A 14,046-nucleotide genomic window follows, 5' to 3' on the forward strand; every position below is an offset into this window, starting at 1 on the left:
CGTGCCCCGAGCGGGCGCGGCGGAGACCGGCGCCGGCCGGCCGTGGCGCGGCCCCGAACCGCGGGGCCTGCGCCGCTTCGCGGCCCCGCGCCGGCCCCGCGAGGAGCGTTGCGAGCTGTGCGCCACGCCTCTGGCGGACGAGCGTCACCGCCACCTCGTCGACACCGAGAAACGGATGCTGGCCTGCGCGTGTGCCCCCTGCGCCCAGTTGCTGGACGGCTCCGGCGGGGCCCAGGGCCGCTTCCGCACGGTTCCGGGCCGCTACCTGAGCGACCCCGGGCACGGCATCGACGAACAGGCCTGGGAGCACCTGCGCATCCCTGTCGGCGTCGCGTTCTTCTTCCGCAACTCCGCGCTCGACCGGCTCGTCGCGCTCTACCCGAGCCCTGCCGGGGCGACCGAGAGCGAACTGGATCCGGCCTCCTGGCAGGCCGTCCTGACCGGCTCGCCTCTGGCGGGACTCCTCGAACCCGACGTGGAGGCGCTGCTGCTGCGGCGTCACGAGGGCACGGTCGAGTGCTTCCTGGTGCCCGTCGACATCTGTTACGAACTGGTGGGCCGGATGCGCCTGCGGTGGCAGGGCTTCGACGGTGGCGCGGAGGCCCGCGCCGACCTGGACGCCTTCTTCGCCCACGTACGCGACCGTGCCCGTGACGTCCGAGGGAGCGGGTCGTGACCGACTTCGCCTTCGCCTGCACCGGGGTGCGCGCCGATCCGTACGCGGCGGGCCCCACCCTGGTGTTCCGGCTGCGCATCACGGCCTCCGGCCAGGCCCGCGTGCACGCGCTCGCCCTGCGCTGCCAGATCCGCATCGAGCCCGTCCGGCGCGGCTACGGCGACGCCGAGGCCGCGCGGCTGACCGACCTCTTCGGTGAGCGGTCACGCTGGGGCAGCAGCCTCAACCCGGTGCAGTTCGCCCAGGTCGCGGTGATGGTCCCCGGCTTCACCGGCGAGGTGGAGACCGACCTGGCGGTGCCGTGCACCTACGACATGGACATCGCGTCCACCCGTTACTTCCACGCCCTGGAGGAAGGGGAGGTGCCGCTGCTGATGCTGTTCTCCGGCACCGCCTTCACCGGCGCCGGCGGCTTCCGCGTGGAGCCCGTCCCCTGGGACAAGGAGGCCGCCTTCCGCATGCCGGTGAAGACCTGGCGGGAGATGATCGACCAGCACTTCCCGGGCTCCGGCTGGATCCGGCTGCCCCGGGACACCATGGACGCGCTGCTCGCCCACCGGTCGCGGCGCGCCCTGCCCTCCTGGGAGGCGGCCGTCGAGGCGCTCCTCCATGCGGCCGGGGAGAGAACGCCATGACGGCCACGACGACGTTCTCCCCCGGGACAGAGGCCCGGCTCGCCGTCGCACGCCAGGTCGCCGACGCCGTGCTCTTCGAGGGGTACGTGCTCTACCCGTACCGCGCCTCGGCCGCCAAGAACCGTCTGCGCTGGCAGTTCGGGGTACTCGTACCGCCGGCCTGGACGGCGAGGGCCGACGAGCACGACTTCCAGCACACCGAACTGCTGATGGAACCCAAGCGGGGGGCCACGCTCGCCGTCGAGGTCCGCTTCCTGCACACGCAGCGACGCACCGTCCAGCGGGTGCGCCCGGACGGCACCTTCGAGCCGGTGGGCGAGCTGCGCCTGGACGACCAGGTGATCGTCCCGTGGGACGAGGGACATGAACAGGCCGTCCGGCTCACCGTTCCCGTGGACACCCTGGCGGGCGAGGGCATCGTCGTCCCGTTCACCCGCCCGGCGGCCGAGGAGACCGAACCGGTCTCGGACTCCACCGGGCGCGTGGTGGGCCGGCTCGTACGCCGCCGCCAGGAGGTCATGGGTGCGCTGCGGTTGTCGGCGGGCGAGCTGGACGGTCCGTACCGCACGCATCGTCTGAGCCTGGTCGTGGAGAACACCAGCGACTGGACCCCGGACGGCGACGCCGACCGCGACGCGGCCCTGCCCCGGTCCCTGGTCGCCTGTCACGCACTGCTGTGCCTGGACTCCGGGCGGTTCCTGTCGATGACGGACCCGCCGGAGTGGGCGCGGGGAGCCACCGCCGCGTGCCGCAACCTGCACACCTGGCCGGTGCTGGCCGGCGAACCGGGCCGCGGCGACCTGGTGCTCTCCTCGCCGATCATCCTGGAGGACCACCCGGCGATCGCGCCCGAGAGCCCCGGCGCGCTGTACGACGCGACGGAGATCGACGAGATCCTGGCGCTGCGCACCGCCGCCCTCACCGACGAGGAGAAGCGCGAGGCCCGGGGTACGGACGCCCGGGCGGCGGCCGTCATCGAGCTGGCCGACTCCATGCCGCCGGAGGTCCTGGAGCGCCTTCACGGCGCCGTGCGCGGCCTGCGCGAGGTGACCGCACAGAGGCCACCAACGGGGGTGCCCGCACTCACCACCCCGGCGGGCGACGCCGTACCGTCCGACCCCTTCCGGCAGAGCGGAGTCACGCGGCCGGACACCCCCTGGTGGGACCCGGGGGCGGACGCGGCCGTGGACCCGGCCTCCGACCACGTCCTCGTCGGCGGGCGGCCGGTACGGGCCGGCAGCCGCGTCGTGCTGCGTCCCCGGCTGCGCCACACCGACGCCCAGGACCTGTTCCTCAGCGGCCGGCTCGCCCTGGTGGAAGCGGTCCTGCACGACGTGGACGGCGGCGTGCACATCGCGGTCACCGTCGACGACGACCCGGGTGCCGACATCCGCCGTGAGCAGGGCCGTTTCCTCTACTTCCAGCCCGACGAGGTCGACGTCGCGGAGGACGCGTGATGGCCCCCTCACAGACCCGTCCGCGCACGCTGGTCGCCGGGGCGGGCAACATCTTCCTCGGCGACGACGGCTTCGGCGTCGAGGCGGCACGCATGCTGGCCCTTCAGGACCTGCCCGCCGGTGTCGAGGTCGCCGACACCGGCATCCGCGGTGTCCACCTGGCGTACCAGCTCCTCGACGGATACGACGCCCTGGTCCTCCTGGACGCGACGGCGCGGGGCGGGGAGCCGGGCACGCTGTACGTGATCGACGCCGCCGGGCCGGGCTCCAGGCAGCCGGCCTCGGACGTCCCCCTCGACGGCCACCGGATGTCTCCCGACGCCGTACTGGCGCTGCTGGACACCCTGTGCGCGGGTACCGGCGCGAAACCGCCAGGACGCACCCTGGTGGTGGGGTGCGAGCCGGCCACCGTCGAGGAGGGCATCGGGCTCAGCCCGCCCGTGGCCGCCGCCGTCCCCGAGGCGGTGCGCCTGGTGACCGAACTGGTGACTGAACCGCTCCGCGACGGAGCCCGAGACTGACCCGCCCCTCCCACGCCCCGACCGACCTTCACGGAGAGCCCATGAACAAGCGCCTCATCGGCGGTGCCGCCGCCACCGCCACCGCCGCCGCACTCGCGGCCATCGTCGCGAACGTCCTGCCCGACGTCCGGCGCTATCTGCGCATCCGCCGGATGTGACCCACCGGCCGCGGCCCGGTGCCGTCCCGTGGGTCCGAACGGCCTACGCAGCCGTGTGACCCCGGCGCGCCGGTCGGCGCGCCGCCCGGCCACGGCCGTGTAATGGGCGCCGGAGAGACATCCCCGGCCCGGACGGAGACCGATGCACGAGATGTCCGTCGCCCTGTCCGTGGTGGACCAGGTCGAACAGGCGGCACGGTCCCGCGGCGCGCGGAACGTCCAGCATGTGCGCCTCGACATCGGCGAGCTGGCCGGAGTGGTCTCCGACTCGCTCCACTTCTGCTTCGAACTCGCCTGCGCCGGGACCGTCCTGGAGGGCGCCGAGCTCGTCACCCGTTCCGTCCCCGGCCGTGCGCGGTGCGCACCGTGCGGGCGGACCTGGAACACCGGGATGCCCCCGGACATGCTCTGCCCGGACTGCCGCGCGGCCGCCACCGAGCTGGTGGCGGGCCGCGAGCTGCGCATCACCGAAGTGCGCTGGGCCGCGGAACCCACTGCTCCCGGCCTCCCCGGCGCAACCCGTGCAACTCGTGCAACCACCCTTGAGGAGAGCTGACGATGTGCCGTGTGGTCGACCTCCAGCAGGCCGTGCTCGCCAAGAACACGATGGCGGCCGGCATCCTGCGCGGTGAACTGACGGCCAGGGGCACGACCGTGGTGAACCTCCTGTCCAGCCCCGGCAGCGGCAAGACGGCCCTGCTGGAACGGGAGCTGACGATCGCCCGGGAACGCGGCGTCCCGGCCGCCGCGCTGACGGCGGACCTCGCGACGGAGAACGACGCGGTACGCCTCGGCCGTTCCGGGGTGCCGGTCAAACAGGTGCTCACGGACGGGTTGTGCCATCTGGAGGCGGACATGCTCGCCGGGCACCTGCACAACTGGCTCCCGGAGGACACCCGTCTGCTGTTCGTGGAGAACGTGGGCAACCTCGTGTGCCCGGCGTCGTACGACCTCGGCGAGACGCTGCGGGTCGTCCTCGCCGCGGTCACCGAGGGCGAGGACAAGCCGCTGAAGTACCCCACCGCGTTCGGCCTCGCGCACCTGGTGATCGTCACCAAGGCCGACCTGGCCGGTCCCGCCGAGTTCGACGAGGCCGCCTTCCGGGCCAATGTGCAGCAGGTCAACCCCGGTGTGGAGGTCGTCCTCAGCTCCGTGCGGAGTGCGCAGGGCGCCGGTCTGCTGGTGGAGCGGGCACTGGCGGCGGCCGAGGGGGCAGAGGTGCACGACCCGGTGATGGCACAGGCCCGGGCGTGAACGCGACGCCCGAGGTGGCCGTGCCACGGCAGGTGGTGACCGCGCCGCCGGTGCGGCGCGTGCGGGCCGTCGTGCGCGGGGTGGTGCAGGGGGTGGGGTTCCGGCCGTACCTGTACGGCCTGGCGTCGGAACTGCGACTCGCCGGCCATGTCGCCAACACCGGCGACGGTGTGGTCGTGGAGGTCGAGGGCGAGGCGGCGGCCGTCGACCGGTTCTGCGCGCGCATCGCGCCCGAGGCCCCGCCGCTGGCCGTCGTGGAGTCGGTGGACACCACCGACCTGCCCCCCACCGGCGGCAGCGGTTTCGGCATCGTCCCCTCCCGCGCGTCCGGTCCCGTGCGCACGCTGGTCGCCCCCGACACCGCCACCTGCGGTGACTGCCTGGCCGAACTCGCCGATCCCGCGGACCGCCGCCACCGCCACCCCTTCATCACCTGCACGCACTGCGGGCCGCGGTTCACCATCGTCACCGGCCTGCCGTACGACCGCGAGCACACCACGATGGCGGGCTTCCCGCTGTGTCCCGCGTGTGACCGCGAGTACCACGATCCGGCCGACCGCCGCTTCCACGCGCAGCCCGTGGCGTGCCCCTCGTGCGGCCCGCGACTGCGGCTCGTCACGGCCTCCGGGCACAGCCGTCCGGCCGCCGAGGACCCCGTCGACGCGGCGCGCGCGCTGCTCGCCGCCGGTGGGATCGTCGCCGTCAAGGGCATCGGCGGGTACCACCTGGCGTGTGACGCCGCCAACAGCCGGGCGGTCGGCGAGCTGCGCCGCCGCAAGGCACGCGGTGGCAAGCCCTTCGCGCTGATGGCCCGGGAGGTGGCCGATGTGGCGCACCTCGTGCGCATCGGCCCCGCCGAGCGGGAGCTGCTCACCGGTCGTGTCCGCCCCATCGTGCTGTTGCGCCGGCGCACCGGCGTCACGGGCGCACCGGGGGCCCTGGTGCCGGCCGACACGGTCGCGCCCGGCAGTCCCGACCTCGGGGTGATGCTGCCGTACACACCGGTGCACCATCTGCTGCTCGGCGCGGACGGGCCCCGGCTGCTCGTGATGACGAGCGGCAACCTGTCCGGCGAGCCCATCGTCATCGACGACGACGAGGCCCTGGACCGGCTGTCCGGCCTGGCCGACGCCTGGCTCACGCACGACCGGCCCGTCCATGTGCCGTGCGACGACTCGGTGGTGCGCGTCTGCGACGGCGAGCCGCTGGTGCTGCGCCGCTCCCGCGGCTACGCCCCGCTGCCGCTCACGCTGCCCGTGCCGGTGGCGCCCGCCCTCGCGGTCGGCGGCGACCTGAAGAACGTCTTCTGCCTCGCCGAGGGCGACAGGGCGTGGCTGTCCGCCCACGTCGGGGACATGGACGACCTCGCCACCCAGCGTGCGTTCGACCGCGCCGAGCGGCAGCTGGAGTCCATCACGGGCGTGCGCCCCGAGCTGCTCGTCACCGACGCCCACCCGGCGTACCGCTCGGGCGCCTGGGCTCGGCGGCACGCCACGGGACGCCCGGTGGTGCGGGTCCAGCACCATCACGCGCACGTCGCCTCCGTGATGGCCGAACACGGCGTGGTCGCGGGCCGCAGGGTGATCGGGGTCGCGTTCGACGGCACGGGCCACGGGGCCGACGGTGCGGTGTGGGGCGGGGAGTTCCTGCTCGCGGACTACGGCGGTTACGACCGGTTCGCGCACCTGGCCTATGTACCGCTTCCCGGCGGTGACGCGGCCGTTCGGCGCCCCTACCGCATGGCCCTTGCGCATCTGTGGGCGGCGGGCATCGCGCCGGACGCGGACCTGCCGTGCGCCGCCGCCTGCCCCCCGGAGGAGCGGGCGGTGCTGGAGCGGCAGCTGGAGCGGGGGCTGAACTGCGTGCCCACATCCAGCATCGGGCGGCTCTTCGACGCGGTCTCGTCCCTGGTGGGCGTCTGCCACCACGCCGAGTACGAGGCGAGGGCCGCGATCGAACTGGAGGCGGCCGCGGTCGCCGCCGGGACCGTCGACGAGGACCCGCGTTACGTCTTCCGCCTGACCGGACGGGACCGGGACGGCGCGTCGCCGGTCTCCGCCGATCCGGCGCCTTTGCTGGCCGCGGCCGTCGAGGACGTACGGCTGGGCGTTCCCGCACCGGTCGTCGCGGCCCGCTTCCACTCGGCGGTGGCCCGGCTGGTGCGCACGGTCTGCGGGCTGGCCCGCGAGTCGTCGGGCCTGGACACCGTCGCCCTGTCCGGCGGGGTGTTCTCCAACGCGCTGCTGTCGTCGGCCTGCGCACGCGGTCTGCGCGCGGACGGTTTCACCGTGCTGCGCCACCACAGGATCCCGCCCAACGACGGGGGGCTGGCCCTCGGCCAGCTCGTCGTGGCCGCCCGCGCCACGGACGGGGCCGGATCGGCGGACACGGGCCGCGCGACGCGAGAGTGAGGAGACACATATGTGCTTGGCGGTACCAGGGAAGGTACTGGGGGTCGAGGACCGGAACGGCACACGGATGGCCAGCGTCGACTTCGGCGGTGTGGTCAAGGAGGTGTGCCTGGAGTACCTGCCGGACCTTCAGGTCGGTGAGTACGCGATCGTCCACGTCGGCTTCGCCCTGCAACGGCTGGACGAGGAGTCGGCCCGCCGGACGCTGGAGCTGTTCGAGAACCTCGGCATGCTCCAGGAGGAGTTCGGCGATCCGTGGGAGCAGGCCGCCGCGGAGGCGGGCGGCAACGGACACGGGCCGGACGACGCTGCCGCGGCCGGGGAGGTGCTGCGGTGAAGTACATCGACGAGTTCCAGAACCCGGACCTCGCGGCGCGGCTGCTCGACGAGATCAGGGCCACCGTGACCAGGCCCTGGGCGCTGATGGAGGTGTGCGGCGGCCAGACGCACACCATCATCCGCCACGGCATCGACCAGCTCCTGCCGGAGGAGGTGGAGCTGATCCACGGCCCCGGCTGTCCGGTGTGCGTGACCCCGCTCGAGGTGATCGACAAGGCGCTGGAGATCGCCTCGCGTCCCGAGGTGATCTTCTGCTCCTTCGGCGACATGCTGCGGGTGCCGGGCACCGGCCGTGACCTCTTCCAGGTACGCGGAGAGGGCGGCGACGTCCGGGTGGTGTACTCGCCGCTGGACGCGCTGCGGGTCGCGCAGGAGAACCCGGACCGGGAGGTCGTCTTCTTCGGCATCGGCTTCGAGACCACCGCCCCGCCCAACGCGATGGCGGTCCACCAGGCGCGGAAGCTGGGCATCGGCAACTTCAGCCTGCTGGTGTCGCACGTCCGGGTCCCGCCCGCGATCGAGGCGATCATGCGGTCGCCGGACTGCCGCGTCCAGGGCTTCCTCGCGGCCGGTCACGTGTGCAGCGTGATGGGGACGGAGGAGTACCCCGGGCTCGCCCGACGGTTCGGGGTGCCCATCGTGGTGACCGGCTTCGAGCCGCTCGACATCCTCGAAGGCGTACGGCGCACCGTGCGGCAGTTGGAACGGGGCGAGCACACGGTGGAGAACGCCTACGAGCGTGCCGTCCGGCCGGAGGGCAACCCCGCCGCGCGCGCCATGCTGGACGACGTCTTCGAGGTGACCGACCGGGCCTGGCGCGGCATCGGCGTCATCCCCGACAGCGGGTGGCGGCTGTCCGAGCGCTACCGGGACCACGACGCCGAGCACCGCTTCCAGGTGGGTGACATCACGACCCGGGAGCCGGCCGAGTGCCGCAGCGGAGAGGTGCTGCAAGGGCTGCTGAAGCCGCACGAATGCGAGGCGTTCGGCACCACGTGCACGCCGCGCACCCCGCTGGGGGCCACCATGGTCTCCAGTGAGGGCGCGTGCGCCGCCTACTACCTGTACCGGCGGCTCGACCTGCCGGCCCGCCCGGTGCCGGTCAGCGGCCCGGCGGCCCCGGCGACGACATCCCACACCCTGGAGGGCAGCCCCGTTGTCTGACGCGTTCACAGGGCCGGACGTCCTGTCCTGGACCTGCCCCGCCCCGCTGCGGGACCGGCCACGGGTGGTGATGGGCCACGGCGGTGGCGGCGTGATGTCCGCCGAACTCGTGGAGCAGGTCTTCCTTCCCGCCCTGGCCGGACCGGCGCCCGCCGCCCTGACCGACTCGGCCACGGTCGAGCTCGGCGGGGCGCGGCTCGCTTTCTCCACCGACTCGTTCGTCGTGCGGCCCTTGTTCTTCCCGGGCGGGAGCATCGGTGACCTCGCCGTCAACGGCACGGTCAACGACCTCGCGATGAGCGGGGCCCGGGCCGCCTACCTGTCGTGCGGCGTCATCCTGGAGGAGGGCGTCGAGATCTCCACCGTGGGCCGGGTGGCCGAGGCGCTGGGCGCCGCCGCCCGCACCGCCGGTGTGCGGGTGGTGACGGGCGACACCAAGGTCGTGGAGGCCGGTCACGGCGACGGCGTCTACATCAACACCTCGGGCATCGGTCTGGTCCCGCCCGGGGTCGACCTGCGTCCGGAGCGGGTCGTGCCCGGTGACGTCGTCATCGTCAGCGGGGCCATCGGCCTCCACGGTGTGGCCATCCTGAGCGAGCGCGAGAACCTGCGGTTCGAGGCCGAGATCGAGAGCGACTGCGCGGCGCTCGGCGGCCTGGTCGAGGCGATGCTCGCGGTCACCCCGGACCTCCATGTGCTGCGCGACCCGACCCGAGGGGGTCTGGCCGCCTCGCTCAACGAGATCGCGGCGGCCTCGGGCGCCGGGATCGTCGTCCAGGAGCGGGCCGTCCCGGTGCCGCCACCGGTGGCCAACGCCTGCGCGGTGCTGGGCCTCGACCCGATGTACGTGGCCAACGAGGGCAAGCTCGTGGCGTTCGTGCCCCGGGACCACGCCGACGCGGTCCTCGCCGCGATGCGGGCGCACCCCCTGGGCGCCGAGGCGGCGGTCATCGGTGAGGCGGTGGCCGAGCACCCGGGGATGGTCGTGGCCCGGACGGGCCTGGGTGGGACGCGCGTGGTGGACATGCCGCTCGGAGAACAGCTCCCGCGGATCTGCTGACCGGTGCCCGCTCGCCGGGCCGGCGTCATCGGTGCCTCTCTCCGGCCGGCGGCCCGGTTCCCGCCCGAGCCCGCGCGCCCGTGGGTTCAGGCGGTCGGGTTCCCGCCCGAGCCCGCGCGCCCGTGGGTTCAGATGGTCGGGCCGCGCCTGCCGGGACGGGTGTCCAGGGTCCAGCTGTGGGTGCAGCCGGGGCACTGGAGGTGCACCCGCGCGCCCTCGTTGGCTATGAGGTAGCGCCAGTGGTCCGGGCAGTTGCGCCGTTCGGCGCAGGTGACACAGTCCCGGGCGTCGTCGCACCCCGGGCAGGGGACCCAGGCCCGCCGGGCCCGGTCCGCCTGCGGGTCAAGGGGAAGCCGCATCGCCCGGGTCCCGTCCGGGCAGCACGCCGGCCTCCACCAGCATGGCGTACGTCCGCTCCTGCTCGGCGTCCAGACCCGAGTACAGCAGGCGGTGCGCCTCCTCCTCCGAGCGGAGCACGGCCAGGGGGTCCCAGTCGTCACCGAGGGCGGCCACCACCGCGGCGCGCCGGCGGGACTCCTCCAGGGTGAGGTCGAGCGGGAAAGCCACAGGGTCGTGGGCTGGGCTGTCGTTCATGCGCGGTGCACTTTCACACGGGATTCACCGGTCCCAGCCAGCTGTACCAGCATGGGTCTCCGTGCCGGAAGGCATTGTGACGGACCTCATCGGGGTTGGGCCGGGCGACGCGCGAGGCCGGCGTCCGTGGGAGGCGGTTGCGGACAAGGCAGGTGCCTGCGTGCTCGCGAGCTCGATCGCACCGCCCTGGCACCCCCTGGCAACCCTGTCGAAGCCCTCACCGAGGTCCTGGCCCCACCTACATGGTGGACGCGCGCACTCCCACGCCAAGAACTATGGTGTCCCACCACATACGCCTCTGACCTGCACGTTCCTACCGTGTGGCGACACGCAACCGTCCCCGTCGAACGTCAGGAAGTGGTGCCGATGTCGTCGCCCGCGACCGCTCCCCCAGCCCCCTCCAACCTCAAGCGCATCGTCGCCGCCAGCCTCATCGGCACCACCATCGAGTGGTACGACTTCTTCCTCTACGGCTCCGCGGCCGCGCTCGTCTTCAACCAGTTGTTCTTCCCGGAGTCCGACCCGCTGGTCGGCACGCTGCTGTCGTTTCTGACGTACGCGGTGGGATTCGCGGCGCGCCCGCTGGGTGCGCTGGTGTTCGGGCACTACGGCGACCGCCTCGGGCGGAAGAAGCTGCTGGTGCTGAGTCTGCTGCTGATGGGCGGGGCGACCTTCGCGATCGGTCTGCTGCCGACACACGCGACGATCGGAACCGCCGCACCCGTGCTGCTGACGGTGCTGCGGCTGGTGCAGGGGTTCGCGCTCGGCGGTGAGTGGGGCGGAGCCGTGCTGCTGGTGTCGGAGCACGGGGACGCGCGGCGGCGGGGGTTCTGGGCCTCGTGGCCGCAGACCGGGGCGCCGGCCGGGCAGTTGCTCGCCACCGGTGTGCTGTCGCTGCTGACCGCCGTGCTGTCGGACAGCGCGTTCAACACTTGGGGTTGGCGTGTTCCGTTCCTGCTCTCCGGGGTGCTGGTGATCGTCGGGCTGTGGATCCGGCTGTCCGTCGACGAGTCGCCCGTCTTCCGGCAGGCCCTCGCGCAGGCCGAGGCGCGCAAGGGGGCGCGGGTGGTGGACGCCGAGAAACTCCCGCTGGTCGCCGTGCTGCGGCACCACTGGCGGGACGTGCTCATCGCGATGGGCGCGCGTATGGCGGAGAACATCAGCTACTACGTCATCACCGCGTTCATCCTCGTCTACGCCACCACCGCGGCCGACGTCTCCAAGCAGACCGCGCTCAACGCCGTGCTGATCGCCTCCGCCGTGCACTTCGCGGTCATCCCCCTCTGGGGCGCGCTCTCGGACCGGGTCGGGCGCCGTCCCGTCTATCTGCTGGGCGCGGCCGGGGTCGGTCTGTGGATGTTCCCGTTCTTCGCGCTCGTCGACACCGGCGACTTCGGCAGCCTGCTGCTCGCGGTGACGGTGGGGCTGGTGCTCCACGGGGCGATGTACGCTCCACAGGCCGCCTTCTTCTCCGAGATGTTCGCGACCCGGATGCGCTACTCGGGGGCTTCCATCGGCGCCCAGTTCGCCTCGGTCGCGGCCGGCGCGCCCGCCCCGCTGATCGCCACCGCCCTGCTGCAGAGCACCGGCGGCTCGACCTGGATCGCCCTGTACGTGATCGCGGCGGCGCTGCTGACGCTCGTCGCCGTGGGGGTGGCGAAGGAGACCCGCCACCGGGATCTGGCCGACATCGAGCCTTCGGCGGGTGCCGCGCCCGAGCGCGCGCGGGCCGAGGACGCGCACACCGTCTGAGCGGCATTGCCGGCCGCGGTCCCCATGCCGGCGGGTACGGGGCCGCGGTCAGTGGCTTCCCCGTGCCGACAGCCGGTGCAGGCGCAGGGCGAGCTGGACCTCCAGGGCGCGCGACGGGGTCTGCCAGTCGTCGCCCAGCAGCCGGCCGACGCGTTCCAGGCGCTGCGCGACGGTGTTGACGTGGACGTGCAGCTCGTCCTTGGTGCGGGCGGGGCTCATCCCGCAGTGGAAGTAGGCGTCGAGGGTGCGCAGCAGCTCGGTGCCGCGTCGTTCGTCGTACGCCACCACCGGGCCTATCGTGCGGTCCACGAAGCCCGCCACGTCCCGGTCGCCGGCGAGCAGCAGCCCCAGGAAGCCGAAGTCGTCGGCGGCGGCGCCGTCTCCGCTGCGGCCGAGCAGGCGCAGGGCGTCGAGGCAGCGGCGGGCCTCGGTGTAGGCCCCGGCGACGTCGGCCGGGTGGGCGGCGAGGTCCCGCACCGGCGGCGAGGCGCCCACGGTGACCGCCTCGTGGACGGCCGTGCCGAGGTGGCGGGCGGTGCGCCGGGCCAGCTCGGTGGCGCTGTCGCCGGGGGCCAGGGGCAGCAGCAGGACGGTGCCGCCGTCACGGGCGGCGGCCAGTCCCCGCCGGGTGGCGGCGAGGTGGGAGGCGGCCGACCACAGGCGGCGCCGCGCGTCGGCCTCGTGGTCGGCGTCGGCGGCGGGGTCGTCGAGCCGGGCGGCGAGCAGCACGTGGGTGGCGTCGAGGTCGGCGTGCAGCCGGGAGGCGCGCTCCCGCAGCAGGCGGGGGTCGCGGTCGCGGGCGTCCAGCAGGTCGTCCAGGAGTTCGCCGCGGACCCGCTGTTCGGCCTCGGCGGCGGAACGGCGGGCGAGCAGCAGCAGGGAGGTGACCATCGCGGCGCGCTCCAGGGTGCGCTGGTCGACCGGGTCGAGACCGGGATGGCCGCGCAGCACCAGCGCGCCGAGGAGTTCGCCACCGGCCGCGACGGCCGCGATCCAGTCGTCCTCGTGCCGCACCGCGTGTCCCTCGGCGCGGGACTCGTCCAGCGGGCGGGCCGGGGCCCCGGCAGCCTCGGTGAACTCGACCGTGCCGTCCAGGACCTCGGCCACCGCGGCGGCCACGTCGTGCACCCCGCCACCGCGGAGCACGAGTTCGGCGAGCCGGTCGTGCACCTCGGAGGCCCGTTCGATGACGGCGCTGCGGTCCTGGATGATCTCGTTGGCGCGTTCCAGGCCGGCCAGCGCCGAGCGGGTCTCGGTGAGCAGGTTGGCGGTGTCGATGGCGGCGGCGGCCAGGGCGGCGAAGGAGCCGAGCAGCGCGATCTGCTCGCGTTCGAAGACCCGGGCGCGGCGGTCGGCGGCGAAGAGCACCCCGATCACGTGCGGGCCCAGCATCAGCGGCACGCCGAGGATGGCCACCAGTCCCTCGTCGCGCACCCCCGCGTCGATGGTGGGGGTGTGCTGGAAGCGGTCGTCACGGAAGTAGTCGTCGGTGACGTACGGCCGGGCCGTCTGGGCGACGAGGCCGCCGAGCCCCTCGCCCATGCCGAGCCGCAGCTGCTGGAAGCGGGCCGCGACCGAGCCCTCGGTGACCCGCATGTAGGTGTCGCCGCGGGCCGGGTCGTTGAGACTGAGATAGGCGACGTCGGTGCCGAGCAGGGAGCGGGCCCGCTGCACGATCGCCTGGAGCACGGCGTCGAGGTCGCGCAGGCCGGCGAGGTCGTGGGCGGTCTCGAACAGCGCCGACAGCTCGGCCTCGCGGCGGCGCCGTCCCTCCAGCTCCGCGCGCACCCGCAGCGCCAGCAGCTTGGCGCGCTCCAGCGCGGTGATCCGCTCGCCGGACCGGCCCTCGGCGCGGGCGAGCAGCACCGGCTGCTCATACGCGTCGGCGGACGCGCCACGGGCCAGCAGCTCCAGGAACGGTGCCTCGACGGCGGCGGTCGGCGTGTCGAGGCCGGCGCTCGGTGTCCGAGCCTCGGCGCCCGGCGTCTGGGGAGCGGACTGCACATGATCGCGGGACATGCTCAC

The 14,046-nt window shown here is 73.8% G+C and carries 15 protein-coding genes; 12 read left to right on the forward strand and 3 right to left on the reverse strand.

What is annotated here, in order from left to right; translation table 11 throughout:
• The first annotated feature begins 67 nt into the window (after positions 1-67).
• The 11 genes from VE614_RS00945 to hypE all read left to right on the forward strand — a co-directional run bounded on the left by VE614_RS00945 (position 68) and on the right by hypE (position 9,675).
• Positions 68-676, forward strand: a complete 609-nt coding sequence (locus VE614_RS00945) for a DUF5947 family protein (RefSeq protein ID WP_324930488.1) — start codon at positions 68-70, stop codon at positions 674-676.
• Positions 673-1,311, forward strand: a complete 639-nt coding sequence (locus VE614_RS00950; protein WP_324930309.1) for a DUF6084 family protein — start codon at positions 673-675, stop codon at positions 1,309-1,311. Before VE614_RS00945 ends, VE614_RS00950 begins: the two co-directional genes overlap by 4 nt.
• Complete coding sequence (locus VE614_RS00955) at positions 1,308-2,768, forward strand: hypothetical protein (protein ID WP_324930311.1); 1,461 nt, start codon at positions 1,308-1,310, stop codon at positions 2,766-2,768. Before VE614_RS00950 ends, VE614_RS00955 begins: the two co-directional genes overlap by 4 nt.
• Positions 2,765-3,289, forward strand: coding sequence for a hydrogenase maturation protease (locus VE614_RS00960; protein ID WP_324930315.1), 525 nt, complete (start codon positions 2,765-2,767; stop codon positions 3,287-3,289). The genes VE614_RS00955 and VE614_RS00960 overlap by 4 nt, the downstream gene beginning before the upstream one ends.
• 41 nt (positions 3,290-3,330) lie before the next feature.
• Positions 3,331-3,447: a DUF6893 family small protein gene (locus VE614_RS33640; protein ID WP_414719466.1), complete on the forward strand. Its 117-nt coding sequence runs from the start codon at positions 3,331-3,333 to the stop codon at positions 3,445-3,447.
• 142 nt (positions 3,448-3,589) lie between these two features.
• Positions 3,590-4,003 (forward strand): hydrogenase maturation nickel metallochaperone HypA, encoded by a 414-nt coding sequence (gene hypA / locus VE614_RS00965; RefSeq protein ID WP_324930318.1) that lies wholly within the window; start codon positions 3,590-3,592, stop codon positions 4,001-4,003.
• 2 nt (positions 4,004-4,005) lie between these two features.
• Positions 4,006-4,701: a hydrogenase nickel incorporation protein HypB gene (gene hypB, locus VE614_RS00970; protein ID WP_324930321.1), complete on the forward strand. Its 696-nt coding sequence runs from the start codon at positions 4,006-4,008 to the stop codon at positions 4,699-4,701.
• Entirely contained in the window at positions 4,698-7,112 is a 2,415-nt protein-coding gene (hypF, locus tag VE614_RS00975; RefSeq protein WP_324930323.1) for a carbamoyltransferase HypF, read from the forward strand. The genes hypB and hypF overlap by 4 nt, the downstream gene beginning before the upstream one ends.
• A 10-nt stretch (positions 7,113-7,122) precedes the next feature.
• Positions 7,123-7,449, forward strand: coding sequence for a HypC/HybG/HupF family hydrogenase formation chaperone (locus VE614_RS00980; RefSeq protein WP_324930326.1), 327 nt, complete (start codon positions 7,123-7,125; stop codon positions 7,447-7,449).
• Positions 7,446-8,615 carry a hydrogenase formation protein HypD gene (hypD, locus tag VE614_RS00985; RefSeq protein WP_324930328.1) on the forward strand — a complete coding sequence of 390 codons (1,170 nt, stop codon included), beginning with the start codon at positions 7,446-7,448 and terminating at the stop codon, positions 8,613-8,615. Before VE614_RS00980 ends, hypD begins: the two co-directional genes overlap by 4 nt.
• Positions 8,616-8,685: 70 nt before the next feature.
• On the forward strand, positions 8,686-9,675 hold the full coding sequence (gene hypE, locus VE614_RS00990) for a hydrogenase expression/formation protein HypE (RefSeq protein WP_414719468.1): 990 nt from the start codon (positions 8,686-8,688) through the stop codon (positions 9,673-9,675).
• A gap of 128 nt (positions 9,676-9,803) precedes the next feature.
• On the opposite strand, the gene VE614_RS00995 is transcribed toward hypE, so the two are convergent.
• Positions 9,804-10,034, reverse strand: a complete 231-nt coding sequence (locus VE614_RS00995) for a hypothetical protein (RefSeq protein WP_324930334.1) — start codon at positions 10,032-10,034, stop codon at positions 9,804-9,806.
• Positions 10,018-10,269: a DUF6400 family protein gene (locus VE614_RS01000; RefSeq protein ID WP_324930336.1), complete on the reverse strand. Its 252-nt coding sequence runs from the start codon at positions 10,267-10,269 to the stop codon at positions 10,018-10,020. The genes VE614_RS00995 and VE614_RS01000 overlap by 17 nt, the downstream gene beginning before the upstream one ends.
• A 366-nt stretch (positions 10,270-10,635) precedes the next feature.
• Here VE614_RS01000 and VE614_RS01005 point away from each other — a divergent pair, with 366 nt between their 5' ends.
• On the forward strand, positions 10,636-12,021 hold the full coding sequence (locus VE614_RS01005) for an MFS transporter (RefSeq protein ID WP_324930339.1): 1,386 nt from the start codon (positions 10,636-10,638) through the stop codon (positions 12,019-12,021).
• 48 nt (positions 12,022-12,069) lie between these two features.
• On the opposite strand, the gene VE614_RS01010 is transcribed toward VE614_RS01005, so the two are convergent.
• Positions 12,070-14,040 (reverse strand): helix-turn-helix domain-containing protein, encoded by a 1,971-nt coding sequence (locus VE614_RS01010; RefSeq protein ID WP_324930342.1) that lies wholly within the window; start codon positions 14,038-14,040, stop codon positions 12,070-12,072.
• Positions 14,041-14,046: the final 6 nt, after the last annotated feature.

Source organism: Streptomyces sp. (assembly GCF_035645055.1).
Classification (GTDB): domain Bacteria; phylum Actinomycetota; class Actinomycetes; order Streptomycetales; family Streptomycetaceae; genus Streptomyces.

Excerpts from the sequence above, each read along its gene's own strand:
- VE614_RS00955 (WP_324930311.1), top strand. The coding sequence starts at position 1,308 with ATGACGGCCACGACGACGTTCTCCCCCGGGACAGAGGCCCGGCTCGCC.
- VE614_RS33640 (WP_414719466.1), top strand. The coding sequence starts at position 3,331 with ATGAACAAGCGCCTCATCGGCGGTGCCGCCGCCACCGCCACCGCCGCC.
- hypA (WP_324930318.1), top strand. The coding sequence starts at position 3,590 with ATGCACGAGATGTCCGTCGCCCTGTCCGTGGTGGACCAGGTCGAACAG.
- hypB (WP_324930321.1), top strand. The coding sequence starts at position 4,006 with ATGTGCCGTGTGGTCGACCTCCAGCAGGCCGTGCTCGCCAAGAACACG.
- VE614_RS00980 (WP_324930326.1), top strand. The coding sequence starts at position 7,123 with ATGTGCTTGGCGGTACCAGGGAAGGTACTGGGGGTCGAGGACCGGAAC.
- hypE (WP_414719468.1), top strand. The coding sequence starts at position 8,686 with ATGGGCCACGGCGGTGGCGGCGTGATGTCCGCCGAACTCGTGGAGCAG.
- VE614_RS00995 (WP_324930334.1), bottom strand. The coding sequence starts at position 10,034 with ATGCGGCTTCCCCTTGACCCGCAGGCGGACCGGGCCCGGCGGGCCTGG.
- VE614_RS01000 (WP_324930336.1), bottom strand. The coding sequence starts at position 10,269 with ATGAACGACAGCCCAGCCCACGACCCTGTGGCTTTCCCGCTCGACCTC.
- VE614_RS01005 (WP_324930339.1), top strand. The coding sequence starts at position 10,636 with ATGTCGTCGCCCGCGACCGCTCCCCCAGCCCCCTCCAACCTCAAGCGC.
- VE614_RS01010 (WP_324930342.1), bottom strand. The coding sequence starts at position 14,040 with ATGTCCCGCGATCATGTGCAGTCCGCTCCCCAGACGCCGGGCGCCGAG.